This window comes from Nonomuraea sp. NPDC047897, from assembly GCF_043204415.1.
GTDB lineage: Bacteria > Actinomycetota > Actinomycetes > Streptosporangiales > Streptosporangiaceae > Nonomuraea.
In genome coordinates this window covers 80,007-104,465 of sequence record NZ_JBIDCC010000005.1, presented here as the reverse complement: position 1 = coordinate 104,465, position 24,459 = coordinate 80,007, and the positions used below count along the sequence as shown (strand labels likewise).

The window sequence follows — 24,459 nt, the reverse complement described above, 5'->3', positions numbered from 1 at the left end:
TACTGTTACAGTTGCTTGATTGTATCAACACACCTCTCCGCCGGAAAGGGAGCCGATCGTGTGGACCCCGCCCGAATTTCGCCCGGACAGTCCTGCCCGGACCGCCAGGCTCATCCGTGAGAACCCCTTCGCCGTCATGACCAGCATGGGCGACGGCGTCCCCCTGGCCACGCACGTCCCCGTCATCCGACGCCCGGGCCCCGACGGCCCGCCCGCCGACGAGGTGCCTGTGGACGGGTCGATCCTGTACGGGCACATGGCCCGCGCCAACGCGCACTGGCACAGCCTCATCCGGTCCCCCTCCGCGCTGGTCGTCTTCTCCGGGCCGAACGGCTACGTCTCGCCGACCACCTACGGCGTGACACCGGCGGCCCCGACGTGGAACTACGCCGCCGTGCACGTCACCGGGCGGGTGCGGGTCATCGACGACGCCGACGCCACGATGGAGGTCATCCGGGCCACGGTGGCGGCCCTGGAGCGGGGGCGAGAGCCGCAGTGGGACCTCGGCCCCTCCCTGGGTTACGCCCGGCGCATCCTGCCCGGCGTCGTCGCGTTCGAGATCGATGTGCTGGAGGTGCGGGCCACCTTCAAGCTCAGTCAGGACAAGCCGGCCGAGCTGCGCGAGCGGGTGATCGCCGAGTTCGCCGCCAGCGGGCGGGGCACCGAGTCCGAACTCGCCGCTCTGATGACCGAGGTGGCGGGATGACCGAGGTGGCGGGATGACCGAGGTGGCGGGATGACCGAGGTGGCGGGATGACCGAGGTGGCCGGGGTGGGCCTGCCACGGTGACGGCGGGCGGACTCTCAGGCCAGGCGGCTGCGCCGCTCGGGCGCCAAGGACTCGGCGAGGTCGGCCGCGAGCCGTACGGCCTCCGCCGGGCTGAGGGCCGCGGTGGTGATGCGCACGAACGGCGGGCTGTCCATCCGGTGGGGCTCTCCCGGCCCCAGCTCCCAGCCCGCCTCGCGGAGCGTGCGCAGCACCATGGCCTCCTCCCGGACCGGGACGACCACGTTGAAGCCCGAACGCCCGAACGCCCGCACCCCCGCGACCGCCAGGGCCGCCACCATGGCCTCCCTGCGCTCGGCATACGCCGCGGACGCGCGGTCGATGAGCGCCCGCGTGCCCGGATCGGCCCACAGGCCGGCGACGAGCCCCTGGAGCAGGTGGCTCACCCACCCCGCGCCGAGCCGCTGCCGCCCCTCCACCCTGCTCGCCGTCCGCCGGTCGGCGGCCAGCAGCGCCACCCTCAGATCAGGCCCGAGGAACTTGCTCACCGAGCGGAGAACCGCCCACGACCGACGGCCACGAGTGAGCGTCACATAGTCGGCGCCTGAGATCAGCGAAGCATGGTCGTTCTCGACGACCAGGACGTCGGGGTGGCGCGCGAGATGACGACCGAGGTCGCGAGCCCGGTCGGCCGACAGCGCGGCCCCGGTGGGGTTCTGCGCGCGGGGCATCACCACGCAGGCCGCCACCCCTCGATCCAGGGCGCCGGACAACGACTCCGGCAGCACGCCGTGCTCGTCCACGCGGACGGGCAGCGGCACGAAACCCATCGCCCTGACCAGATCGAGCACGCCCGTGTGGCCCGGATCCTCCACGGCCACCCGGTCGCCGGGGCGCAGGTGCGCGGCCAGCACGCGCTCCATGCCGTCCATCGCGCCGCTCACCACGGCGATATGGTCGTCCGACACCTCCAGGTCGGCGAACAGTTGCAGGGCGACCTCGACCAGTTCGGGAAGGATCGTGGGCGCGCCGTACAGCGACTGGCCGGGTTCGAGGCGGTGGACGGCGGCGTGCAGCGAGGGCAGCAGGGCCGGGTCGGGGTTGCCGGAGGCCAGGTCCCGCACCCCTGCGCCGGCCCGCGTCGCCGACCGGGTGACCAGCGGCGGCCGCCACACGACGCGCGTGCCCCGCCCGGCCTCGGTCGAGACGACGCCTCGCTGCCGCAGCTCGCGGTAGGCCGTGCTCACCGTCGTGGGGCTCACGCCGAGCCGGGCCGCCAGCCCGCGGACCGACGGCAGCGTCGCCCCCGGGTCCAGCGCGCCGGACTCGACAGCCTCCTCGACACTGGTGGTGATCTCGCGGGCGGTGGACCCCGTGATGATCAGTTCCCTCGACATATGGCCTATCGTATGCGCCGCCGATCATCCGGTCCGGCGCCATGGCGGCGGCCGATGGGCACGATCAGCGTGGGCCGCTCACCGGGTCGGCGGTCACGGCGCCGTTCCGCCGATGTCGGGATCTAACGCTCGTCGTGGACGACGTCGCGGTGGATGCGCGACGGTGGCACGCCGTCGATCTGCAGCCGCCGCACCGTCTCGTGCACCATGGCGGACGGCCCGCACACGTACACCTCGTGCTCGGCCCAGGAGTGGAAGCGCTGCGTCACCTCCGGCAGGCGGCCGCGCATCCCGTCGTAGGCCGGCTCGTGCGACACCACGGGCACCACCCGCAGCCACGGGAACGACGCCGCCATCCGGAACAGGTCGGGCAGGTCGTACAGCTCGGCCGAGGTGCGCGCCCCGTACAGCAGATGGACGTGGTTGCGCCGGCCCGAGGCGATGATCTGCTCGATGACGGCCTTGAGCGGCGCCAGCCCGGTGCCGCCGGCCACGCACAGCACGTCGCGGTCGGCGTCGTCCGGCGGGGCCATGGTGCCCATCGGCGGGCCGATCATGATCGTGTCGCCGATGCGGGTGTCGCGGGTCAGCGCGGTCGAGACCCACCCGCCCGGGACGGAACGGACGTGCAGGCGGATGGTGTTGTCGGGGCGGGGCGCGTTCGCGATGGAGAACGTCCGCCACACGCGCGGCCAGCGCGCGGTCTGCACGGTCACGTACTGGCCCGCCGTGTACGGCAGGCGCTGCGAGGGCCGGAGCGTGATGACGGCGATGTCCTCGGTGCGCCGTTCGTGGTCGATGACGTCGGCCAGCCACCACGCGGGCATGACGGTGGCGGCCGAGTCGGCGGCCTCGATCATCATGTCGGCGGCGGTCCGGTAGGCCGACACCCAGGCGGCCTCGATCTCGTCGTCCCAGACGGCGGCGGCGAACCTGCGGACGGTGGCGAGCAGCGCGGCCCCGACCGCGTCGTAGTGGGCGGCGGTGACGCCGTACTTGCGGTGGTCGCGGCCGAGCTGGCCCAGGAAGGCCGCCATGCTGTCCGGGCTGTCCAGGCTCCAGACGATGCGGGTCAGGGCGCGGAACAGCCGGTCTCGCTGCCCATCCATGGCCGGCGGGAACATCCCGCGCAGGTGCGGGTTCGCGGCGAACAGCCGGCCGTAGAAATAGGCGGCCGCCTTGTCGGCCACGGGTTCGATGACGGAGAAACTCTCTTTTACCAGGCGCGGATTCAACGGCATTGCCTCATCAACCTCACCCTGTTGACCGGAATGGTATTCCGGTCGCTTCGTTCCACCTCCCTGACGGCTCCGGGTCGTGAGCGGACGGCGGGCCCCGGCACATCCGAACGCTCGAAATCGAGTCTTACACCACTACCTGGGCGTCACAACCGATTCACCCCACTAGGGGGCTAACTCGAACTATGCGTGACAGTAATGTGATGTGTGGGTACGACGGGGTCCTGATTTACGGTCACAAAAGATGAATAAGTCTTTTATTCGCGTTCATGGCATGAAGTGGTAAGGAGTAGTCGTGGTGAGCGGGACGAATCCGAGCCGGCGCAGGATCGGGCGGCTCTGGTCGGAGGCGTCCACGTGGAGGTAGCGGTGACCGCGCTCGGCGGCGATCCGCGCGCGGAAGCCGACCAGGGCCCGGTAGAGGCCCCTCCCGCGCTGGTCCGGGACCGTGCCGCCGCCCCACAGGCCCGCGAAGTCGGTGCCCGGCCGCAGTTCCATCCGCGCCGCGCTGACCGCCCGCCCGCCCGCCACGGCGACCACGGCGACCACCGCGACCACCGCGACCACCCCGGCCCCCAGTCCCGGCGACGTGCCCGGCGGTGGGCCCACCCCCAGGCCCGGCGACGTGCCGGGCCGGGCTCCCGGCCGCCGTCCCGGCTCCTCCGCCAGCAGCGCGAGCAGCCGGCTCCTGACCGCGTCGCGGCCGGTGCCGAACGCGTGCTCGTGCACCTCCGCCAGCAGTTCCACCCCGGCCGCGTCGGTCACCGGCACCAGTCGCACGTCACCGGGCGGGCGCCCCGCCTCGCCGTCGAGGGCCCGCACGACCGTCGCCGTCTCGGCCACCATGAGCGTCTCGGCGGGCTCCGGCTCGAATCCGGCCGCCAGCAGCCGCCGCCCCAGGTCACGCGGGCGGTCGTGGGCGTACAGCTTCCACTCGAACGCCAGCCCGCGCGCCGTGTAGTGCCGCACCTGCTCCGCGATGACGGCCTCCACCTCTCCTTCGCCGTACCCCTCCAGGTCCGACCAGAGCACCCCGTTCCAGTCGCCGGCCGTGCCCGTCTGCCGCACCACCCGCCCGGCCCGCTCCACCCGCGCGCCGGGCCCGTCAGGACGGGCCTCGCGCCGCATCTGGCGGTCGTACGTCGCCAGCGCCTCGTCGTGTTCCATCCCGCCAGCCCAGCACTGCCGTACCCCGCCCGGCAACGGCTTTTCCCGGGGGCCGGCGGCGTTCCGGGGCGTCTCGGGACGTCCCGGACGCCCGGGCGGGCAGGCGATCCGTGCGAGGGCTCCCACGGGCCGAAAGGTGTGCGCCATGATGGGGGCCAGTGGCCGCCGCCCGCGCCTCGCGGGCGGCGCGCGCCGCCCGCACGCCTGTGGAGGCCGCATGTCCCGACCGCTGATCGGCATCACCGCCTACTTCGAGGCCGCCCGCTGGAGCGACTGGGTGCGCGAGGCGGTGCTGTCGCCCCCGGCCTACGCCAAGGCCGTCGGCAAGGCGGGGGGCGCCCCCGTGCTGCTCCCTCCGCTCGACCCGCACGCCGCCGCCGACTACGTGCGCGGCCTGCGGGGGCTGGTGCTGGCCGGCGGCGTCGAGGTGGGCGCCGCGGCCTACGGCGGCGAGCAGGACGAGCGGGTGCCCGGCGCGCAGGACCACCGCGACCGCTTCGAGCTGGCCCTGGCACGCGCCGCCGTCGAGGCCGACGTGCCGATCCTGGCCATCGCCCGCGGCATGCACGTGCTCAACGTCGCCCAGGGCGGCACGCTCATCCCGTGGCTGCCCGGCTCGCTCGGCCACGACCGGCACGGCCGGGCCGGCGCCGAGCACGTCATCCAGGTCAGCGTGTCCAGCAGACTCGGCAAGGCGGTGGGCGACCGCGTCGAGGTGGTCGCGCCGCACGTCCAGTCGGTGCGGCGGCTCGGCGGCGGGCTGCTCGCCGTCGCCTGGGCCGACGACCAGATCGTCGAGGGCGTCGAGCTGCAGGGGCACCGGTTCGCGGTGGGCGTGCAGTGGCACCCCGAACGCGGCACCGGCGCCGCCCTCTTCGACGCCCTCGTGGACGCCGCCCGCTGATCACCAGCCGCGCGGGGGGCCACCAGCCGCGTCCGTCCGGCCGACTGCCGCCGGACCTTCCCGGCCGCCGGACCCTCCCGGCCGGCGGCTCGCACCGCTAGGCTCCCGCCATGCCGCTGCATCCCCAGGCGCGCGACCACGTCGCCCGCTACCCCTCGGACCTCGGCATCGACCCGGCCACGCTCGACCTGGAGCGGATCCGCGAGATGCGGGCCACCGACGGGCTGGCCGTCCACCGGGGCCCGCTCACCCGCCTGCCGTCCATCCGCGACGAGAGCGCCGAGGGCGTGCCGATCCGCGTCTACCGCGCCGACCCGGGCGACGGGCCGCTCCCGGTCCTGGTCTACCTCCACGGCGGCGGCTGGGTGTTCGGCAGCGTCCGGCGCAACGACGCGGCCGCTCGTGACCTGGCCGTCCGCACCGGCGCGGTCGTCGTGTCCGTCGACTACCGGCTGGCGCCCGAGCACCCCTTCCCGGCCGCGGCCGACGACGCCTGGGCCGTCGTCCGCGACGTGTTCGCCAGGCCCGCGTTCTACCAGTGCGACGGCTCCGTCGCGGTGATCGGCGACAGCGCCGGCGGCAACCTCGCCGCCGTGGCCGCCTGGCAGGCCCGCGACGCCGGCCTCACCCTGGCCCACCAGGCCCTCGTCTACCCGGTGCTCGACGTGGCGATGGACACGCCCAGCTACGCCGAGTTCGCCACCGGGTTCGGGCTGGACGCCAGGGAGATGGCGTGGTTCGTCGAGCAGTACGCCGCGCACGCCGACCCCGCCGACCCGCGCCTGTCACCGCTGCGGCTGCCGTCCGTCGAGGGGCTGCCGCCCGCCACCATCGTCACCGCCGGCTGCGACGTGCTGCGCGACGAGGGCGAGCGCTACGGCGCGCGCCTGGCGGAGGCCGGGGTGCCCGTCGAGGTGCGCAGGTTCGACGGCGCGGTCCACAGCTTCTTCGGCCTGCCCGGCCTGTTCGACCAGGCCGGCGAGGCCCGCGCCTTCCTCGCCCGCCGCCTGCGGGCCGACCTGGGGCTAGACGCCCGTGACCGGGGCGCGTCGTGACGGACAGGTGAGAGCCCCGCCCGCATGGGTAGGCGCAGGCCCATGGCAGACAAGGATGTCGCGGACCCGCCGTCGCGCCGGTGCGAGCGGATCACGGGCCTGGCCGGAGAGGCCGAGAACGCCGCCCCGACGGCCACGCCCCGACCCGCTCGGGCCCCGCGCCGGCGCCACGGCGCCGGGATCGCCAAGGAGGACCTGCTGCCCGGACCGTCAACCGCGGTCATGGACCGGACGCGGCCCGTGATCCACCGGTACCGGGCGAGCGGGGGTGAAGGGCGCCGACAACGGGGCCCCGGGCACCCGGCAGGCGGGGGAGTTGAGACCTAGCTCGTCCACCCCGGGTGCGCCCTTCACCTCTGAGCCGAGCCGTCCGGACGGGGGCGACGCGCGTGGAAGACGAACGCCGGCGGCGCGTTCCGCCACACCGTGCGGCTCGGCACCACCTCCTCGAACCGCTCGCCCAGCAGGGCCCGGAACCGCCGTGCCGAGCCCAGCGGGATGGCGTGCACGTACGAGAACGTGGTGAACGCGCCGGCCGGGCTCATCGCCGTGCACACCGCGCCGAGCAGGTGGCGCTGCGCGTCGGCCGGGAAGGCGGCCCACGGCAGCCCGCTGACCACCACGTCGGCCCGCCCGAGGCCGCGCTCGGTGAGCAGCGCCGTCAGGTCGGCGGCGTCGCCGTGCACCACGTCCACACCGGGGAAACGCCGCGCGAGCAGCGCGGCCATGGGGCCGTTGAGCTCCACGGCCAGATGGTGACCACGCCCGGCCAGCCGTCGCTGGATCTCCTCGGTGAACGGCCCCGTACCGGGGCCCAGCTCGACCACGGTGGGCTCCCCGCGCTCGGGCAGGGGCGTGCAGACCGACGCGGCCAGGCGGCGCGAGCTGGGCGCGAACGCCCCCACCGTCGCGGGAGCGCGCAGGAACTGGCCGAGGAACAACGCGGCGTCATTGGGCATGCTGCCACCGTAGGGACCGCCCCGGGGTCGGAAGATCGGCCGAGCGGCCAGTGGTCCGGCCACTTGGAGGAGGCGGAGTCATCCGCACGGAGGATCGGGAAAGTCCCGTTGTCCGGATAACGTGCCGTTATGCGATGGCGTGGTATGCCGCTCGACGTCCTGTTGGCCGTCTCCGGAACCGGACTGGACCTCCTGCTGTCGGGCAAGTCGGGGGGCGGGGCGCTCCTGCCCGCGTTCATGACCGTCCCGATGGCGTTGCTCGTGGGCGTGCCGCTCGCGTTCCTGCGCCGGTGGCCGTTGCCGGTGACCCTCTACCTGGCCGGGCTGCTGGTCTTCGCCGACATGGTCGGGTCGTTCACCTGCAACACCGCGCAGATGCTGCTGTGCGTGGCGATCGGCGTCGTGGCCCACCAGTACGACCGGTGGGCCGTCGGCGTGGCCCTGCTGGCCGCGGTGCCCGCCACCGTCGTCAACCTCCTGGACCCCGGTGTCTCGATCACCGTCAACACCTGGACGTTCTCCTTGCTCGTACCCCTCCTCCCGGTCCTCGTCGGCGTCTCCCTGCGCGGCCCCGCCGGGCGGCTGGACAACGGCGACCTCACTCCCGACCTGCTGCTGGCCGGCGCGGGCGTGGCCAGCGCGGTGCTGGGGACATGGACCGACTGGGACAGCGGCTCCATGCCGGTCTGGGTGGTGGGGCTGATCGCCGTCGCCGGCGGGCTGTCGCTCGGCGTGGCGCGCAGGCTGCCCGGGATGGTGTTCGTGCTGCAGGGGGCGCTGCTGCTGGTCGCCGACACCTACCGGCAGGAGGCGGTCAACACCTGCCTGATCCTCACCATGATCGCGCTGGCCGTGTTCGCCCTGCGGGTCGGCTCCTGGGTGTGGACGCTGGTCGCCTACCTGGCGGGCTGCCTACTGGCCGGCGCCGCCGTCGTCGTGCCCGGCACCGACGTCACGCCGTTCCGGGTGATCGTGCTGATGGCGCTGGTGATCACCCCCATCGCCATCGGCCGCTACCTCGGCGTCCGCCAGGCCGCGGCCCGCGCCGAGCGGCTGCGCGCCCGCGAGTCGGCGCGGCTGGCGGTGGCGCAGGTCCGCGCCGACCAGCTCGCCGAACGCGAGCGGATCGCCCGCGACGTGCACGACATCGTGGCCCACCACGTGGGCGCCATGGTGCTGCGGGCCGGCGCCGCCCGCTACGCCGCCCCGGAGGGGCCGGTCGCCGACGCCCTCGGCGACATCCGTGACACCGGCCACCAGGTGCTGGAGGACCTGCGGGGCCTGCTCGACGTGCTGTGCGCCCCGGAGTACACGCCCCCGTACGCCGCCTCCGACGAACCCGCGGGCACCCGCGCCGCCCCGGGGGCCGCCGGGCGGCCCGCCCCGGCCACGGGCCCGGACCGGCTTCCCGTCCCGTCGGTTCCGGCGGTGTCGTCGGCTCTCGTCGTGCCGTCGGCTCCCGCCGTCGCGTCCGCGGGGTTCGCGCGTCGTACCGGGATGCTCGCGGACCCCGCCGACGTCATGCGCGAGTCCGCCGAACGGGTGTCCGCCGCCGGGCTCGCCGTCGACCTCCGTCTCGACCCGGCCGCCGACCGCTCGCCGCTCGTCGCCCGCGCCTCCGCCGCGCGCATCGTCCAGGAAGGCCTCACGAACGTGCTGAAACACGCCGGACCCGGCACCGAGGTCCGCGTCGCACTGGCCGTCACGGACAGGGGCATGACCATCGAGATCCACAACGGCCGCCCGCCGGGCCACGTCGAACGGCTCCCGTCCTCCGGCCGCGGGCTGGCGGGCATGCGGGACCGGATCCGGGCGCTCGGCGGCACCCTCGCGGCCGGGCCGGACGGGGACGGCGGCTGGCGGCTGGCCGCGTTCCTGCCGGTGGCCAGGAGCGCCACGGCCCTGAGCCCGGCCCCCGGCGGTGACCTGGTGGGCAGGGACGCGGGCAGGGACGTGGGCAGGGACGCGGGCAGGGACGGGGGCGCCGCCGTCACGGTCGGCGGGGCCGGGGACGCCCGATGATCCGCGTCCTCGTCGCCGACGACCAGGCGCTCGTCCGGGCCGGGGTGCGGATGCTGCTGCAGGCCGCCGGGGACATGGAGGTCGTCGCCGAGGCCGAGGACGGCGCGGAGGCGGTCCGGCTCGCCCAACGGCACCTGCCGGACGTGATCCTCATGGACCTGCGCATGCCTCGCGTCGACGGCCTGGAGGCGATCAGGCGCGTCCTCGCCGCCCGGCCGGCGAGCCGGATCGTCGTGCTCACCACGTTCGCCGAGGACGCCAACGTGCACGCCGCGCTGCGCGCCGGCGCGGTCGGCTTCCTGGTCAAGGACGACGAGCCGGAACGCATGGTCGACGCCGTGCGCCGCGCCTCGGCGGGGGAGCAGCTGCTCGCCCCGTCCGTGCTGCGCCGGGTCGTGGAGGGGTTCCTCGCCGCCGGGGAGCGGCCCGCCGTGCCCGCTCCCACCGGGCTCACCGAACGGGAGCTGGAGGTCCTCGCCCTGGTCGGCACCGGCCTGTCGAACGCCGAGATCGCCGAGGAACTGCACGTCGGGGTGACCACGGTCAAGACCCACGTCGCCGCCGCGATGGACAAGCTGGGCCTGCGCAACCGCATCCAGGCCGCCGTCGTCGCGCACCGCAGCGGACTCGTGGACGCCGCGTTCCGGCCGGTGCGGCCCCAGCAGCATCCGCGCCGCTCCCTGGACTGAGGCCGGTACGCGAAGAGCCCAGGTGAGCCCGAAGCCGTCCTGGTGTCAGCCCGGAGTGAGCGCCGGCGGGGCCCGGTGTCATCCCCACGGTGGACCCGCGGATAAGCCGCCGGGCTGACGACCGGACCCGCCTCCGGCGACGACCATGTGGTCCTCCGTCACCTCTGGAAGGACCACACCATGCGCGACTCCGGCCGCGACATCTCGCACAACGCCGCCTACCACGCCGGCGCCGCCGACACCGCCCAGCAGGCGGGCACGCACGCGACCGCGGCCCCGCGGGACGGCGCCGCCCCGGCGCGGGCCGGTCAGGTGCCGTCCGGGCTGCTGTACGGGCTGCGCATCGCGGTCGTCGCGCACGCCGCCGCCCTGGTCGTGGCCGCCTCGCTGGCCGGCCAGGCGGTGCAGGCGGGCGGCGGCGCCATGGCCGAGAGCCACGTGATGGCCGGGATGCTGTCCCACCTGGTGGCGATCGTCCAGGTCGTCATCGCCGTGCTCGTCTGGCGTCCCGGGCGCGGCGCCGGCTGGCCCGCCCTGGCCAGCGTCGTGCTGCTGGTCGCCGAGATGGCCCAGCACGTCACGTGGGAGTCGCTGGGGGCCCACCTGCCGAACGGGGTCGTCATGTTCGGCCTGACCGTCGCCGTCCTCGTCTGGGCCTGGTCACCGGGAGCCGCCCGCCGCCGCTAACCTCGACCGTGTGTACGTCAAGATCTGCGGGCTGAGCGAGCCCGAGCACGTGACCGCCGCCGTGGAGGCGGGCGCCGACGCCATCGGGTTCGTGCTGACCGACAGCCCCCGCCGGATCGCGCCGGATCGGGCCGCCGCGCTCGCCGCCCTGGTGCCCGGCCACGTGCTGACCGTGGGGGTGTTCCGCGGCGAGGACCCGGCGACCGTCCGGGCGGCGGCGGTCGCCGCCGGTGTGCGGGCCGTCCAGTTGCACGGCCGTCACCCGCACGCCGACTTCACGGCGCTGAAGGACCTGGGCCGCACCCTGGTCAGAGCGGTCGACTCCAGCGCCGACCTGCGCTGTGGCGCCTTCGACGAGGACCTGCTCATCGTGGACGCGCCCCGGCCGGGCTCCGGCCTGCCCTGGGACTGGGCGGCCGTGCGCGGCAGGCCCACCGGCCGCTGGATGCTCGCGGGCGGCCTCAGCCCGGCGAACGTGGCCGAGGCCGTCGCCGCCGCCGCGCCGTGGGGGGTCGACGTGTCGAGCGGCGTCGAGGTGGCGCCCGGGGTGAAGGACTCCGCCCTCATCCGCTCCTTCCTTGAGCAGGCGCGCCGTGCCGCCTGAGCTGGCCAGGATCATCGCCTTCGAGCACGGCTTCGCCCAACGCCGGGCGGGCCGGGTCGTGGCGGTGCCCGGTGGTTTCGCCGTGCTCAACGACCGCTATCCCGGCTCGTACGACGACAACAGGCTGATCATCCGCCCGCCGGGCCTGCCGGACCCCTCCCCGGCCGCCGGCGGGGAGGTGCGGCCGGGCCCGGCGCCGCGGGCCGGTGAGGTGCTGCGGGCGGCGGACGAGGTGCTGGACGGCCGCGCCCACCGGCACGTGTGCGTGGACGACGACGAGCTCGGCGCCGCCTACGCGCCCGCTTTCGCCGCGGCCGGCTACACCCACGACATCAACCTGATCATGGTGTTCCGCGGCACGCCGCCGCGGGACCCGCGGCCGGCCGACCACCTCACCCTGGACGAGTTGCTGCCGGTGCTGCGCGACGACTGGCGCGAGACGCTGCCCGACGCGGACGAAGGCGTCGTCGAGGAGCTCGCCCGGCGTGTGGCCGAGCGGCTGCGCGGCGCCGACGTGGTGCAGTTCCGGGGCGTGCGCGAGGCGGACGGCCGGATCGCCGCCCGGGCCGACCTGTACGCGCACGACGGGGTCGCCCAGATCGAGAGCGTGTACACCGGCGCCCGTCACCGGGGCCGCGGGCACGCGCGCGCACTCATGACGGCCCTCCTGGCGGACGCCGCGGGCAACGACCCGATCTTCCTGGTGGCCGACGACGCCGACTGGCCCAAGGACTTCTACCGGCGTCTCGGGTTCGAGCCGCTGGCCCGCACCCACTCCTTCCTGCGTGTCTGACCGGGCGCGTCTGACCGGGCGCGCCGGGAGGGCCGCACAGGGAGGGCCGCGCAGGCGCGGCGGGCACGGCGCCAGACGGCCTGGCCGGGGCCGCTTGGAGTCACAGGTGACGCAGTAGGGTCTGCTGCGTGAGCGAAACTTCCGCCGAGGACCGGATCTGGACGGTTCCCAACCTGCTGAGCTTCCTTCGACTCCTCGGCGTGCCCGTCTTCCTCTGGCTCGTCCTCGGACCGAAGGCGGACGGCTGGGCGATCGCCGTGCTGGCGGTCGCGGGATTCACCGACTGGCTCGACGGCAAGATCGCCCGTGCCTTCGACCAGACCAGCAGGCTCGGCCGGATCATCGACCCGGCAGCCGACAAGCTCTACGTCTTCGCCACGATCCTGGCGCTGCTCGTCCGCGACGTCATCCCGTGGTGGCTGGTGGCCGTCATCCTCGGCCGCGAACTGTTCGTCGCCTGCTTCATCCCCGTCCTCCGCCGGCACGGATACCGGGCACTCCAGGTGCATTTCCTGGGCAAGGCCGCCATGTTCAACCTCATGTACGCCTTCCCGCTGCTCTTCCTCGCCTCCCACGCCGGCTGGTACGCCGACCTGGCGCGCGTCACGGGATGGGCCTTCGCTCTGTGGGGAACAGGTCTGTACTGGTGGGCGGGCGCGCTGTATGTGGTACAGGTACGCCGGCTCGTGACAGCGACCACAAGGGAGTGATCGTGTGAAGGCCGTCGTCATGGCGGGAGGCGAGGGCACTCGGCTGCGGCCGATGACAGCCAACCAGCCCAAACCGCTGCTCCCGGTGGCCAACCGCCCGATCATGGAACATGTGCTGCGCCTGCTCAAGCGGCACGGCGTCACCGAGACGGTCGTGACCCTGCAGTTCCTCGCCGCGCTCGTGCGCAACTACTTCGGCGACGGCGACGAGCTTGGCATGAGCCTGCAGTACGCCACCGAGGACATCCCGCTCGGCACCGCCGGCAGCGTGAAGAACGCCGCCGACCGGCTGCGCGACGACCCCTTCCTCGTCATCTCCGGCGACGCGCTGACCGACATCGACCTGACGGACATGGTCCGCTTCCACCGCGAGACCTCGGCCCTGGTCACCATCGGGCTCAAACGCGTCCCCAACCCCCTGGAATTCGGCATCGTCATCGTCGACGAGGCCGGGCGGGTGCAGCGCTTCCTGGAGAAGCCCACCTGGGGGCAGGTGTTCTCCGACACCGTCAACACCGGCGTGTACGTCATGGAGCCCGAGGTCCTCGACCACGTCGCCGGCGGCGAGCCGGTCGACTGGTCGGCCGACGTCTTCCCGCGCCTGCTCGACGCCGGCGCCCCCATCCACGGCTACGTCGCCGACGGCTACTGGGAGGACGTCGGCACCCACGAGAGCTACCACAAGGCCCAGGCCGACGCCCTGTCGGGGCGGGTCCGGCTGGACATCGGCGGCTTCGAGCTCTCGCCCGGCGTCTGGGTGGCCGAGTCGGCCTCGGTGGACCCCGACGCGGTGCTCAAGGGGCCGCTGCTGATCGGCGACTACGCCAAGGTGGAGGCCGGCGCGGAGCTGCGGGAGTTCACCGTGCTGGGCAACAACGCGGTGGTGCGCGAGGGCGCCTTCCTGCACCGGGCGGTCGTGCACGACAACGTCTACCTCGGCCCGGGCGCCCACCTGCGCGGCTGCGTCATCGGCAAGAACACCGACGTGATGTCCGGAGCCCGCATCGAGGAGGGCGCCGTCATCGGCGACGAGTGCGTCATCGAGCCCGAGGCGTACGTCTCCAGCGGCGTGAAGGTCTACCCGTTCAAGACCATCGAGGCCGGGGCGGTGGTCAACACCAGCGTCATCTGGGAGTCGCGCGGCCAGCGCAGCCTGTTCGGCCCGCGCGGGGTCAGCGGCCTGGTCAACGTCGAGATCACCCCCGAGCTGTGCGTACGGCTGGCCAGCGCGTACGCCACCACTTTGAAGAAGGGGGCCCATGTCGTCACCTCCCGCGACTCCTCGCTGGCCGCCAGGGCGCTCAAGCGGGCGGTGATCAGCGCGCTGACCGCCGGCGCCATCAACGTCCTGGACCTGGAGGCCGCCCCGCTGCCGGTGGCCCGGTTCCACACCGCCCGCGAGTCCGTCGCCGGCGGCATCGCGCTGCGCACCACCGCCGGCGACCCGCAGAGCGTCGACATCGTGATCATGGACGACCGGGGCGCCGACCTGCCCGCCGCCGCGCAGCGCAAGCTGGAGCGGGTCTTCTCCCGCCAGGAGTTCCGCCGCGCCTTCCCCGGCGAGATCGCCGAGCTCAACTACCCCGCCCGCGTCGTGGAGGACTACACCCACGAACTGCTGCGCCGCGTGGACATGACCGGCATCGACGGCATGAAGGTCGTCGTCGACTGCGCCGGCGGCACCTCCTCGCTCGTCCTGCCGACGCTGCTCGGCCGGGTCGGCGTGGACGTGCTCACCGTCAACGCCCGCCTCGACGACACCTCGCCCACCGAGACGCTGGCCGAGCGCCGCCGCGACCTGCAACGCCTGTCGGAGCTGGTCAGCTCCTCGCGGGCGGCGTTCGGCGTCCGGTTCGACCCCGTGGGGGAGCGGCTCGCGCTGGTGGACGAGATGGGCCAGCTCATCGGCGAGGAACGCGCCCTGCTCGTGGTCCTCGACCTGGTGGCCGCCGAGCGCCGGGCCGGCCGGGTCGCGCTGCCCGTCACCACCACCCGGGTCGCCGAGCAGGTCTGCCGCTTCCACGGCGTCCAGGTGCAGTGGACGCCGACCGCGCTCGACGCGCTCACCTCGGCCGCCGCGGGCCACGACATGATCTTCGCGGGTGACGGCAGGGGCGGCTTCGTGGTGCCGGAGTTCTCGCCGGCGATCGACGGGCTGGCGGCGTTCGTGCGGCTGCTCGGCCTGGTCGCCCGCACCCGCCTGTCGCTCAGCCAGATCGACGCCCGCATCCCCGTCGCCCGGCTGCTGAAGCGCACCGTGCCGACCCGGTGGGCCGCCAAGGGGGCCGTCATGCGCTCGGTCATCGAGGCCGTCGAGGCGGCCGCGGAGGGGCACCGGGTCGACACGACCGACGGGGTGCGGGTGGCGGGCGACGACGGAAGCTGGGTGCTCATCCTGCCCGCCGCCACCGAGCCCGTCACTGACCTGTGGGCCGAGGCGCAGGACGTCGACACCGCCCAGGCGCTCCTCGAACGCTGGGCCCGCGTGGTCGAGCGGGCGGCCGGCTGAGCCCTGAGAGGAATGTCACCCTCCGTGACGGGCCGCTGGGGTTCGCATAGAACCGTGCAAGATCGTATCGTGTAAGGGCGCGGCGGCATGGACCTGCGGGCTAGGGCGGCGGTAACTTTGTCACCGTCCGAACCTGTCGTCCAGCGCCCCGCCTTGACCTTTGCCGTTCAGCAGCGTAAGTTGCGGCATTCGCAAACTTGAAGAGCGAAGCGAGGCGCGCCCCGAGCACCGTCGCCGCGTCTTCGCGGTAGGAGGCCGAGCCGATCGATGCCGAGCGTCTACTGCACGCAGTGCGGGCACGCCAACCCCGAGGATGCCCGTTTCTGTTCCCGTTGTGGGTCACCGCTGACCAGACATGAGGTCGGCGCCGACACGACATCGACGATCTCCGTCGCGGGAATCGAGGCGTACGAGGCTGAGACCGGCAACATGCTGCTGGCCGAGCAGGCGCTGGTGGAGCAGCTCCCGCCCGGCGCGGCGTTGCTGACGGTGACCAGGGGCCCCAACCAGGGCAGCCGGTTCCGCCTCGACAAGGACCTCACCACCACCGGGCGCCACCCCGAGAGTGACATCTTCCTCGACGACATCACGGTCTCGCGCCGGCACGTCGAGTTCTACCGGCACCGGGGAGGCCAGTTCTCCGTGCGCGACGTGGGCAGCCTCAACGGCACCTACGTCAACCGCGAGCGCATCGAGGAGGTGCCGCTGCACTCCGGTGACGAGGTGCAGATCGGCAAGTTCCGCCTCCTGTTCCTCATGCGGAGCGCCGGCGGCGCATGAGTTCGCAGGCGGCACGCTCGCACATGAGCATCGGGGAGGTCCTCGCCCTCCTGCAGGGCGAGTTCCCCGACGTCACGATCTCCAAGATCCGCTTCCTGGAGGGTGAGGGGCTCATCGAGCCCGAGCGCAGCCCGTCGGGCTTCCGCAAGTTCACCCACCTGCACGTGGAGCAGTTGCGCTACATCCTCACCGAGCAGCGCGACCATTACCTCCCGCTGCGGGTGATCAAGGATCGGATGGCCGAGGAGCTCGGTCGGCCCCGGGCCGTCCCCGGCGCGCAGGAGACGCAGGAGGTGCGGCTGAGCCGCGCCGAGCTGCTGGAGGCGGCCGGGATCGACGACGAGACCCTCACCGAGCTGGAGGACTACGGCCTGCTCGCCGCGCACGCCCGGCGCTACGACCAGGACGCGCTGGAGGTGGCGCGCAGCGTCGGCGCGCTGGCCCGCTTCGGCCTGCACGCCCGGCACCTGCGCGCCGTCAAGGCGGCCGCCGAGCGCGAGGCGGGGCTGGTCGAGCAGACCGTCGCGCCGATACTCAAGCGGCGTGCGCCCGGCGCGATCGGCGAGGCCGACGAGGTGGCCCGCGAGGCCTCCACGCTGCTGCTCGACCTGCACGCCGCCCTGGTGCGGATCGGCGTGCGCACCGCGCTCGGCCGCTGAGCCGACCGAGCCGGACCCGGCTCGGTCGGCGGACGGCGGCCGGCCGGACGCGCGGCCCGGGGGCGGCCGGGCCGGACCGGACCGGGCCCCCTCCGGCGGGACATCAGGGGCCTGCCGGGTGTTACGTTGAATTGCAGAAGCGGACCAGCAATGAGCTGTGCCGGGTCACCGGCCAGTCGAATACGGAGCAGCCCGTGTTGCAGATGGAGGTCGTGGGCGTACGCGTTGAGATGCCCACAAACCAGCCGATCGTCCTGCTCAAGGAGGCACACGGGGAGCGGTTCCTGCCCATCTGGATCGGCATGACCGAAGCCACGGCCATCGCGCTGGCCCAGGCGGAGGAGCCGCCGCCGCGGCCGCTGACGCACGACCTGTTCAGGGACGTGCTGAGCGCCCTGGGCGTCGGCCTGCGTGCCGTCAACATCGTCGCCCTGCGCGACGGCATCTTCTTCGCCGATCTGGTGTTCTCCAACGGGGTGGAGGTGAGCGCGCGGCCGTCCGACTCGATCGCGCTCGCCCTGCGCACCGGGGCGCGCATCTTCGCCAGCGAGGAGGTCGTCCAGGAGGCCGGAGTGATCATCCCCGATGACCAGGAGGACGAGGTGGAGAAGTTCAGGGAGTTCCTTGACACGATCACGCCCGAAGACTTCGGCAGGGCGGGGTAGGTATTTCAGTGCATTTACGCTTCACGACGCGCCGAGCCGGATCGTTGACTGAGCATGGTCACAGTCCTACGGTGCAAGTGAAACCCGTGGTCGCCCTTTTACGAACCCCCAGATCAGGCCACGGGATGAGAGAAAGCCGGAGGTCCGCGTGGCGGTCAGCAGCGGCGAGGGAAAGACGGCCGGCCAGGAAGATTCGGTGCGGCGCGAGAGCGCCCGGCAGCGTGCCGGGGAGCAGGGCCTGCTCTTCGACGAGCAGCCGACGGCGTTGCCGGGTGACATCGGATACCGGGGCCCGACGGCCTGCGCGGCGGCCGGCATCACCTACAGGCAGCTTGACTACTGGGCGCGCACCGGCCTGGTCGAGCCCACGATAAGAGCCGCCCAGGGCTCGGGCTCCCAGCGGCTCTACAGCTTCCGCGACATCCTGGTGCTCAAGGTGGTCAAGCGCCTGCTCGACACCGGGGTGTCCCTGCAGCAGATCCGCACCGCCGTACAGCATCTGCGTGATCGCGGGGTGGCCGACCTCGCGCAGATCACGCTCATGAGCGACGGCGTCAGCGTCTACGAGTGCACCTCGGCCGACGAGGTGATAGACCTGCTCCAGGGCGGCCAGGGCGTGTTCGGCATCGCGCTCGGCCGGGTCTGGCGCGAGGTCGAGGGCAGCCTCGCGGAGCTGCCGGGGGAACGGGCGGCGGCCGCGGACAACGTCCCGGCCGACCACCCCGCTGACGAGCTGGCCCGGCGGCGACGGGCGCGCCGTCTGGGGTAGTAACCTGGAGAGCGCAAGGCTGACGACCCCGTGCGGGAGAGTCCCCGGGCCGGTCCCGGGGGCGCCGAAGGAGCAACCCTCCCCGGAATCTCTCAGGCACCTGTACCGCTCGGGTGAGGCGACTCTGGAAAGCAGCCGCGCCCGCCAGGCGCGTCTCACCGACGGTGCAAGCCCCTGACCGGGGTGAAGCTCTCAGGTCGAGATGACAGAGGGGGAGATCCGGCACACGTCCGCGCCCTGGCGCCGGTCTCCACAGCCTCGGGAGGCATCTCCATGACCGACCTGTCAGCTCCGCCGTTCTCGACCCGCCACATCGGCCCGTCGGAGCCAGAGCGGCAGCGCATGCTCGAGGCCGTGGGCTTCGAGTCCGTGGCCGACCTGGTGGCCGTGGCCGTCCCCGAGGCGATCAGGGCCAAGGACCGGCTCAAGCTTCCCGCCGCCGTCGGCGAGACCGAGGCGATCGCCGAACTGCGCGCGCTGGCCGGACGCAACCAGGTGTTCACTTCCATGATCGGCCTTGGCTACCACGACACCGTGACGCCCGCGGTGATCCGCCGCAACCTGCTGGAGAACCCCGGCTGGTACACCGCCTACACGCCGTACCAGCCCGAGATCTCGCAGGGCCGCCTGGAGGCGCTGCTCAACTTCCAGACCGTCGTCTCCGACCTGACCGGCCTCGACGTGGCCGGCGCGTCGCTGCTCGACGAGGCGACCGCCGCCGCCGAGGCGATGACGCTGGCGCGCCGGGCCGGCCGGGCCAGGAGCGACGTGTTCGTGGTCGACGCCGACGCGCTGCCGCAGACCAAGGCGGTGCTCGCCACCCGCGCCGAGCCCCTCGGCATCACGCTGGTGGAGCACTCCCTCGACGGCGACCTGCCCGAGTGCTTCGGCGTCCTGGTGCAGTACCCGGGCGCCTCCGGCCGGCTGCGCGACTTCCGCGCCGTGGCCGAGGCGGCGCACGCGGCGGGCGCGCTGGTGGTGGCCGCCGCCGACCTGCTGGCGCTCACCCTCGTCACCGCGCCCGGCGAGCTGGGGGCCGACATCGCGATCGGCTCCTCGCAGCGGTTCGGCGTGCCGTTCGGCTTCGGCGGCCCGCACGCCGCCTACATGTCGGTGCGCGAGGGCCTGCAGCGGCAGCTTCCCGGCCGTCTCGTCGGCGTGTCCGTGGACGCCGACGGCGATCCGGCCTACCGGCTCGCCCTGCAGACCCGCGAGCAGCACATCCGCCGCGAGAAGGCCACCAGCAACATCTGCACCGCCCAGGTGCTGCTCGCCGTCATCGCCGGCATGTACGCCGTCTACCACGGCCCCGAGGGCCTGCGCCGCATCGCCGCCCGCACCCACCGGCACGCCGCCGCGCTCGCCGAGGCGCTGCGCCGGGGCGGCGTCGAGGTCGTGCACGGCGAGTTCTTCGACACCGTGCTGGCCCGGGTGCCCGGCAGGGCCGCCGAGGTGGTCCGGCTCGCGGCCGGGCGGCGCGTCAACCTGTGGCCGGCCGACGACGACCACGTCTCCGTCGCCTGCGACGAGACGACCTCCGCTGGCCACCTGGAGCAGGTGCTGGCGGCGTTCGGCGAGGCCCTCGGCCGGCAGCCGGTCACCGGTGACGAGCTGGCCGGGCTGCTCGGCGACGCGGACCTCGACCGGCTGCCCGCCGTGCTGGCCCGCGAGTCCGCCTACCTGACCCACCCCGTCTTCCACAGCCACCACTCCGAGACCGCGATGCTGCGCTACCTGCGCCGCCTGCAGGACAAGGACATCGCGCTCGACCGGTCGATGATCCCGCTCGGCTCCTGCACGATGAAGCTCAACGCCAGCACCGAGATGGAGCCCATCACCTGGCCGGAGTTCGCGGCGATCCACCCGTACGCGCCCGAGGAGCAGGCCGCCGGCTACCTGGAGCTGATCTCCACCCTGGAGGACTGGCTGGCCGAGGTGACCGGCTACGACGCGGTGTCGCTGCAGCCCAACGCCGGCTCCCAGGGTGAGCTGGCGGGCTTGCTGGCGATCCGCGCCTACCACCGGGCGAACGGCGACGAGGGCCGCGAGGTGTGCCTCATCCCGTCGTCCGCCCACGGCACCAACGCCGCCAGCGCCGTCATGGCCGGCATGCGCGTGGTCGTCGTGGCCTGCGACGCGGGCGGCAACGTGGACCTGGCCGACCTCGACGCCAAGATCGCCAAGCACCGTGCCGAGCTGGCCGCGATCATGGTCACCTACCCGTCCACGCACGGCGTGTACGAGGAGACCATCACCGAGATCTGCGCCAAGGTGCACGAGGCGGGCGGCCAGGTCTACGTCGACGGGGCCAACCTCAACGCGCTGGTGGGGCTGGCCAAGCCGGGCGAGTTCGGCGCCGACGTGTCGCACCTCAACCTGCACAAGACGTTCTGCATCCCGCACGGCGGCGGCGGCCCGGGCGTCGGCCCGGTCGCGGTCCGCGCGCACCTCGCCGACTACCTGCCCGGCCACCCCCTGCGCGACGCGGACGCCGCGGCGGCGTCCGACCGGGTGGGCCCGGTCTCGGCGGCCCCGTTCGGCTCGGCGGGCATCCTGCCGATCTCGTGGGCGTACATCCGGATGATGGGCTCCGACGGCCTCACCGCGGCGACCGAGCAGGCCATCCTGTCGGCCAACTACCTCGCCCGGCGGCTCGCCCCCCACTACCCGGTGCTCTACACCGGGCGCGGCGGGCTGGTCGCCCACGAGTGCATCGTCGACCTGCGGCAGATCACCAAGGAGACCGGCGTCACGGTCGACGACGTGGCCAAGCGGCTCATCGACTACGGCTTCCACGCGCCGACCATGTCGTTCCCCGTGGCCGGCACGCTCATGATCGAGCCGACCGAGAGCGAGGACCTGGCCGAGCTCGACCGGTTCGTCGACGCGATGATCGCCATCCGCGGCGAGATCGCGAAGGTGGCCTTGGGCGACTACGACCGCACCGACAACCCGCTGCGCAACGCCCCGCACACCGCCGAGGCGGTCGCGGCCGACGAGTGGTCCCACCCCTACACGCGTACCGAGGCGGCCTACCCGGTGCCGGCGCTGCGCGACGGGAAGTACTGGGTGCCCGTGCGGCGCATCGACCAGGCCTTCGGCGACCGCAACCTGGTGTGCTCCTGCCCGCCGCTGGAGGCGTACGAGGACTGAGGCCGGGCCGCCTTCGCGCCGACGGCACGCCGTGCACGCACGGCGTGCCGTCGGCGCGTTCGGCGAGGACCGCGGGCAGGTGGTCCTCGCAGAACCGCGACCCGGCCCCGGAGGCGGCGCGGGGCCCGCCGCCCGAACACGGTACGCGGACGTCGGATGGCGTTCGCACCCACGGTCTCAGACCTTCCCCGGCAACCAGGCAGACATGATCGTCATAAGTCGTTAGGCTCGGGGCGATCGCCGCCGAAGGGGAGCCTTTCGTGACATCTTCAGAGCTGGAGACCCCGCCTCTGGACACCGCCCGCCGTCTGGCCGAGCAGGGCGATCTCGACGGAGCGGCGGCCATCCTCTCCGAGCTCGCCGCCGACCCCGACGGGCCCGACCGGGCGCAGGCCGCCGTCGGCCTCGCCGTCGTGCTGGAGGAACGGGGCGACGTCGAGGGCGCCCGCGCCGCCGCCCGGGCCGCGCTCGCCACCGGGCACCCCGAGTTCGCCGCCCAGGCGGCCTGCCACCTCGCCCAGGGCTTCGAAAGACAAGGACGGGCCGAACAGGCCAGGGGCGCCTGGCAGGCGGTGCTCGGCGTGGGCACGCCCGCCTACCTGCCGCTCGCCCACCTCGCGCTGGCGCGGCTCGCCGTCCAGGCCGGCGACGACGCCGAAGCCGAGCAGGCGCTCCGCCAGGCACTCGCGGCCGGTGAGACCGCCGGCGACGCCGAGTCGGCAGCGCACGCCGCCCAGCAGCTCGCCGGCCTGCTCCTGGAGCGAGGGGAGGCGGGAGAGGCCGCCGACCTGCTCCTCGATGCGCTCGCCGTCGCCCCGGCCGAGTCGGTGCCGCGGCTGCGGGTGCAGCTCGGCATCGCGCACCTGGAGCTGGCGTGCGCGGAGTTCGCGGCCGCCGTCGAGGACGGCGCCGACGCCGGGACGGGCGCGCTCGCCATCGAGCTGCTGGCCCGCACGCTGCCCCTGCGCGGCCGCGACGAGGATGCCGGCCAGGTGTGGGCGTACGGGCTCGACCACGAGGACGAGACCCTGGCCGCCGAGGTCCGCCTCCGCCTCGGCCGCGAGACCTGACCCCGCCCGCCCGAGACGTCTGTCAGCCGCCTTCGCTCGCCGCTGCGGCCGCTTCGACGCTCTTGCGCAATGCGGTCGCGATCGGCTCGACGGGGGCGGAAAGCTGCCGGATCCGGTCCCGGAGGGGGCGCGTCTCCCGCCAGGTGGGCGCCACCGTCTTGAGCCGCGCCGCGGTGGCCAGCGCCGCCAGGACGCGGACGTCCACGTCCAGGCGCCCGACCGGCCGGTCGCCGCGGATGGCCCGGCCGACGCGCTCGGCCAGTCTGCGGGACAGGTACGGCCTGCGCGGCGTGATCCGCTCGACCGGGAACAGCAGGATCCGGCGCCGCTCCACGCCGATCAGCCGGGCGGCCGCCAGCTCGTCGCGTACCAGGCGGACCGCCTTGCCGTTGTCCTTCTGCACCCACCGGCGCCACGAGCGGGGCGGCGAGGTGGAGATCTGCTCCCAGACCACGGCGCGCAGGGTACCCGGCTCGGCGGCCGGAGCGGTGAGAGCTCGCGCCTTGCCCGCCTCGTCCGCCAGGTTGCCCGCCAGCAGCAGCTCGGCGAGAGCGGCCGCGCGCAGCAGGTAGCCCAGCCCCTCGCGCTGGGTCAGCTTCTCCTTCCGCAGGTCGAAGGCCAGGAGGAAGGCCGATCGGGTCAGTGACTCACTCTGCTCCACTCGCGTCTCCATCCGCCCGCTCCTCCTCCCCCTCGTGATCCGCGCCGTCCTCCGGCGCCTTCCTCGGCCGTCCGCGTGGCCGCATCCGCCCCACCCCGTCGGGCAGGCGTCCGGCCTCGGCCAAGGCCCTGCGCAGCAGGAACTCGATCTGGGAGTTCGTGCTGCGCAGCTCGTCGGACGCCCACCTGGCCAGCGCGTCGTGAACCACCGGGTCCAGCCGCAGCAGGATCTTCTTCCGCTCCACGGTGATCAGTGGTAGAGCGTGCCCGTGTTGACCACGGGCTGGGTGTCGCGGTCACCGACCAGCACCACGAGCAGGTTGCTCACCATGGCCGCCTTGCGCTCCTCGTCCAGCTCGACCACGTCGTGCTCGGCGAGCCTGTCCAGGGCCATCTCCACCATGCCGACCGCGCCCTCGACGATCCGCTGGCGCGCCGCCACCACCGCGCCCGCCTGCTGGCGGCGCAGCATGGCGTGGGCGATCTCGGGCGCGTACGCCAGATGGATGATGCGGGACTCGATGACCTTCACCCCGGCGGACGACACCCTGGCCGCGATCTCCGTGGACAGCCGCTCGTTGATCTCGTCGGCGTTGTCCCGCAGGGACAGCCTGGGCTCGCCGTGCGCGTCGTACGGATAGCTGCCCGCGATGTGCCGTACGGCCGTCTCCGCCTGGATGGCCACGAACTCCACGAAGTCGTCCACCTCGAAGACCGCCTGCGCGGTGTCCTGCACCTGCCAGACCACCACGGTCGCGATCTGGATCGGGTTGCCGTCCGCGTCGTTGACCTTCGTCACGTCCGTCTCGTGGTTGCGGATCCTCGTGGACACCCGCCGGCGCACCGTGATCGGGTTGACCCACTGGAAGCCGGGGGTGCGCAGCGTGCCGACGTACCGGCCGAGCAGCTGCACCACCCTGGCCTCACCCGGCGCCACCGCGGTGAGGCCGAAGCACAGGAACGACCCGAGCAGGATCATCAGGCTGCTCACGATGACCATCCACATGCCGCCCGACCCGGTCTCGGAGGCGAGGATGACGATCCCCGCGACGAGCAGCGCGATCCCGGCCAGGGCCAGCGCCGTTGCCACTCCCAGCATCACGAACCCGTTGGCCGCCCGCACAGGGTGCTCGTTCGTGCGCGGTGCGGGCATGTCCACGACGGCGGCCTCAAGTGCGGCCTCGCCCGATGCGTTCGCCATCGTTCATCCCTTCTATGTGACTCCATCTTGATAGTAAAGTGA

The 24,459-nt window shown here is 73.5% G+C and carries 23 protein-coding genes and 1 riboswitch; of the genes, 16 read left to right on the top strand and 7 right to left on the bottom strand.

Going from position 1 to position 24,459, the window contains the following annotated elements; genetic code table 11:
• Positions 1–58 precede the first annotated feature (58 nt).
• Complete coding sequence (locus ACGF0J_RS13200) at positions 59–706, top strand: FMN-binding negative transcriptional regulator (RefSeq protein ID WP_393145190.1); 648 nt, start codon at positions 59–61, stop codon at positions 704–706.
• 97 nt (positions 707–803) lie between these two features.
• Here ACGF0J_RS13200 and ACGF0J_RS13195 read toward each other — a convergent pair whose 3' ends face one another.
• The 3 genes from ACGF0J_RS13195 to ACGF0J_RS13185 all read right to left on the bottom strand — a co-directional run bounded on the left by ACGF0J_RS13195 (position 804) and on the right by ACGF0J_RS13185 (position 4,528).
• Positions 804–2,123, bottom strand: coding sequence for an aminotransferase class I/II-fold pyridoxal phosphate-dependent enzyme (locus ACGF0J_RS13195; RefSeq protein ID WP_393145188.1), 1,320 nt, complete (start codon positions 2,121–2,123; stop codon positions 804–806).
• Between the two features lie 122 nt (positions 2,124–2,245).
• Positions 2,246–3,313 (bottom strand): globin domain-containing protein, encoded by a 1,068-nt coding sequence (locus ACGF0J_RS13190; protein ID WP_393145186.1) that lies wholly within the window; start codon positions 3,311–3,313, stop codon positions 2,246–2,248.
• A 315-nt stretch (positions 3,314–3,628) separates the two neighbouring features.
• Positions 3,629–4,528 carry a GNAT family N-acetyltransferase gene (locus tag ACGF0J_RS13185; protein ID WP_393145184.1) on the bottom strand — a complete coding sequence of 300 codons (900 nt, stop codon included), beginning with the start codon at positions 4,526–4,528 and terminating at the stop codon, positions 3,629–3,631.
• A gap of 217 nt (positions 4,529–4,745) precedes the next feature.
• On the opposite strand from ACGF0J_RS13185, the gene ACGF0J_RS13180 reads away from it, so the two are divergent.
• Together ACGF0J_RS13180 and ACGF0J_RS13175 are read left to right on the top strand one after the other, a co-directional pair.
• Positions 4,746–5,432 (top strand): gamma-glutamyl-gamma-aminobutyrate hydrolase family protein, encoded by a 687-nt coding sequence (locus tag ACGF0J_RS13180; RefSeq protein ID WP_393145182.1) that lies wholly within the window; start codon positions 4,746–4,748, stop codon positions 5,430–5,432.
• A gap of 110 nt (positions 5,433–5,542) precedes the next feature.
• Complete coding sequence (locus tag ACGF0J_RS13175; protein WP_393145180.1) at positions 5,543–6,487, top strand: alpha/beta hydrolase; 945 nt, start codon at positions 5,543–5,545, stop codon at positions 6,485–6,487.
• A gap of 350 nt (positions 6,488–6,837) precedes the next feature.
• On the opposite strand, the gene ACGF0J_RS13170 is transcribed toward ACGF0J_RS13175, so the two are convergent.
• Positions 6,838–7,446: a class I SAM-dependent methyltransferase gene (locus ACGF0J_RS13170; RefSeq protein WP_393145178.1), complete on the bottom strand. Its 609-nt coding sequence runs from the start codon at positions 7,444–7,446 to the stop codon at positions 6,838–6,840.
• Positions 7,447–7,575: 129 nt separating this feature from the next.
• Between ACGF0J_RS13170 and ACGF0J_RS13165 the strand changes: the two genes are divergently transcribed.
• The 13 genes from ACGF0J_RS13165 to ACGF0J_RS13105 all read left to right on the top strand — a co-directional run bounded on the left by ACGF0J_RS13165 (position 7,576) and on the right by ACGF0J_RS13105 (position 22,556).
• Positions 7,576–9,468, top strand: coding sequence for a sensor histidine kinase (locus ACGF0J_RS13165; protein WP_393145176.1), 1,893 nt, complete (start codon positions 7,576–7,578; stop codon positions 9,466–9,468).
• Positions 9,465–10,157: a response regulator gene (locus tag ACGF0J_RS13160; RefSeq protein ID WP_393145174.1), complete on the top strand. Its 693-nt coding sequence runs from the start codon at positions 9,465–9,467 to the stop codon at positions 10,155–10,157. Before ACGF0J_RS13165 ends, ACGF0J_RS13160 begins: the two co-directional genes overlap by 4 nt.
• Positions 10,158–10,337: 180 nt before the next feature.
• The gene (locus ACGF0J_RS13155) at positions 10,338–10,844 is read left to right on the top strand and encodes a hypothetical protein (RefSeq protein ID WP_393145172.1); all 507 of its coding nucleotides are present in this window, start codon (positions 10,338–10,340) and stop codon (positions 10,842–10,844) included.
• A 10-nt stretch (positions 10,845–10,854) separates the two neighbouring features.
• Positions 10,855–11,448: a phosphoribosylanthranilate isomerase gene (locus ACGF0J_RS13150; RefSeq protein ID WP_393145170.1), complete on the top strand. Its 594-nt coding sequence runs from the start codon at positions 10,855–10,857 to the stop codon at positions 11,446–11,448.
• Positions 11,423–12,241, top strand: a complete 819-nt coding sequence (locus ACGF0J_RS13145; RefSeq protein WP_393145168.1) for a GNAT family N-acetyltransferase — start codon at positions 11,423–11,425, stop codon at positions 12,239–12,241. Before ACGF0J_RS13150 ends, ACGF0J_RS13145 begins: the two co-directional genes overlap by 26 nt.
• A gap of 128 nt (positions 12,242–12,369) precedes the next feature.
• Positions 12,370–12,951, top strand: coding sequence for a CDP-alcohol phosphatidyltransferase family protein (locus tag ACGF0J_RS13140; protein ID WP_393145166.1), 582 nt, complete (start codon positions 12,370–12,372; stop codon positions 12,949–12,951).
• Between the two features lie 4 nt (positions 12,952–12,955).
• The gene (locus tag ACGF0J_RS13135; RefSeq protein ID WP_393145164.1) at positions 12,956–15,460 is read left to right on the top strand and encodes a sugar phosphate nucleotidyltransferase; all 2,505 of its coding nucleotides are present in this window, start codon (positions 12,956–12,958) and stop codon (positions 15,458–15,460) included.
• Positions 15,461–15,727: 267 nt separating this feature from the next.
• On the top strand, positions 15,728–16,240 hold the full coding sequence (locus ACGF0J_RS13130) for an FHA domain-containing protein (protein WP_393145162.1): 513 nt from the start codon (positions 15,728–15,730) through the stop codon (positions 16,238–16,240).
• A 23-nt stretch (positions 16,241–16,263) separates the two neighbouring features.
• On the top strand, positions 16,264–16,899 hold the full coding sequence (locus ACGF0J_RS13125; protein WP_393145160.1) for a MerR family transcriptional regulator: 636 nt from the start codon (positions 16,264–16,266) through the stop codon (positions 16,897–16,899).
• Between the two features lie 194 nt (positions 16,900–17,093).
• Positions 17,094–17,564, top strand: a complete 471-nt coding sequence (locus tag ACGF0J_RS13120) for a bifunctional nuclease family protein (protein ID WP_090771501.1) — start codon at positions 17,094–17,096, stop codon at positions 17,562–17,564.
• A gap of 148 nt (positions 17,565–17,712) precedes the next feature.
• Positions 17,713–18,333, top strand: coding sequence for a MerR family transcriptional regulator (locus ACGF0J_RS13115; protein ID WP_393145158.1), 621 nt, complete (start codon positions 17,713–17,715; stop codon positions 18,331–18,333).
• 23 nt (positions 18,334–18,356) lie between these two features.
• Positions 18,357–18,451, top strand: a riboswitch (glycine riboswitch).
• A gap of 155 nt (positions 18,452–18,606) precedes the next feature.
• Entirely contained in the window at positions 18,607–21,486 is a 2,880-nt protein-coding gene (gcvP, locus tag ACGF0J_RS13110) for an aminomethyl-transferring glycine dehydrogenase (protein WP_393145156.1), read from the top strand.
• Between the two features lie 260 nt (positions 21,487–21,746).
• Complete coding sequence (locus ACGF0J_RS13105; RefSeq protein ID WP_393145154.1) at positions 21,747–22,556, top strand: tetratricopeptide repeat protein; 810 nt, start codon at positions 21,747–21,749, stop codon at positions 22,554–22,556.
• Between the two features lie 22 nt (positions 22,557–22,578).
• Here ACGF0J_RS13105 and ACGF0J_RS13100 read toward each other — a convergent pair whose 3' ends face one another.
• Genes ACGF0J_RS13100 through ACGF0J_RS13090 form a run of 3 tightly spaced genes read right to left on the bottom strand, consistent with a single transcriptional unit; the run spans position 22,579 to position 24,417 of the window.
• Positions 22,579–23,229 carry a GPP34 family phosphoprotein gene (locus ACGF0J_RS13100; protein ID WP_393145152.1) on the bottom strand — a complete coding sequence of 217 codons (651 nt, stop codon included), beginning with the start codon at positions 23,227–23,229 and terminating at the stop codon, positions 22,579–22,581.
• The gene (locus ACGF0J_RS13095; RefSeq protein WP_393145845.1) at positions 23,204–23,467 is read right to left on the bottom strand and encodes a hypothetical protein; all 264 of its coding nucleotides are present in this window, start codon (positions 23,465–23,467) and stop codon (positions 23,204–23,206) included. The genes ACGF0J_RS13100 and ACGF0J_RS13095 overlap by 26 nt, the downstream gene beginning before the upstream one ends.
• Entirely contained in the window at positions 23,467–24,417 is a 951-nt protein-coding gene (locus ACGF0J_RS13090; RefSeq protein ID WP_393145150.1) for an SPFH domain-containing protein, read from the bottom strand. Before ACGF0J_RS13090 ends, ACGF0J_RS13095 begins: the two co-directional genes overlap by 1 nt.
• Positions 24,418–24,459: the final 42 nt, after the last annotated feature.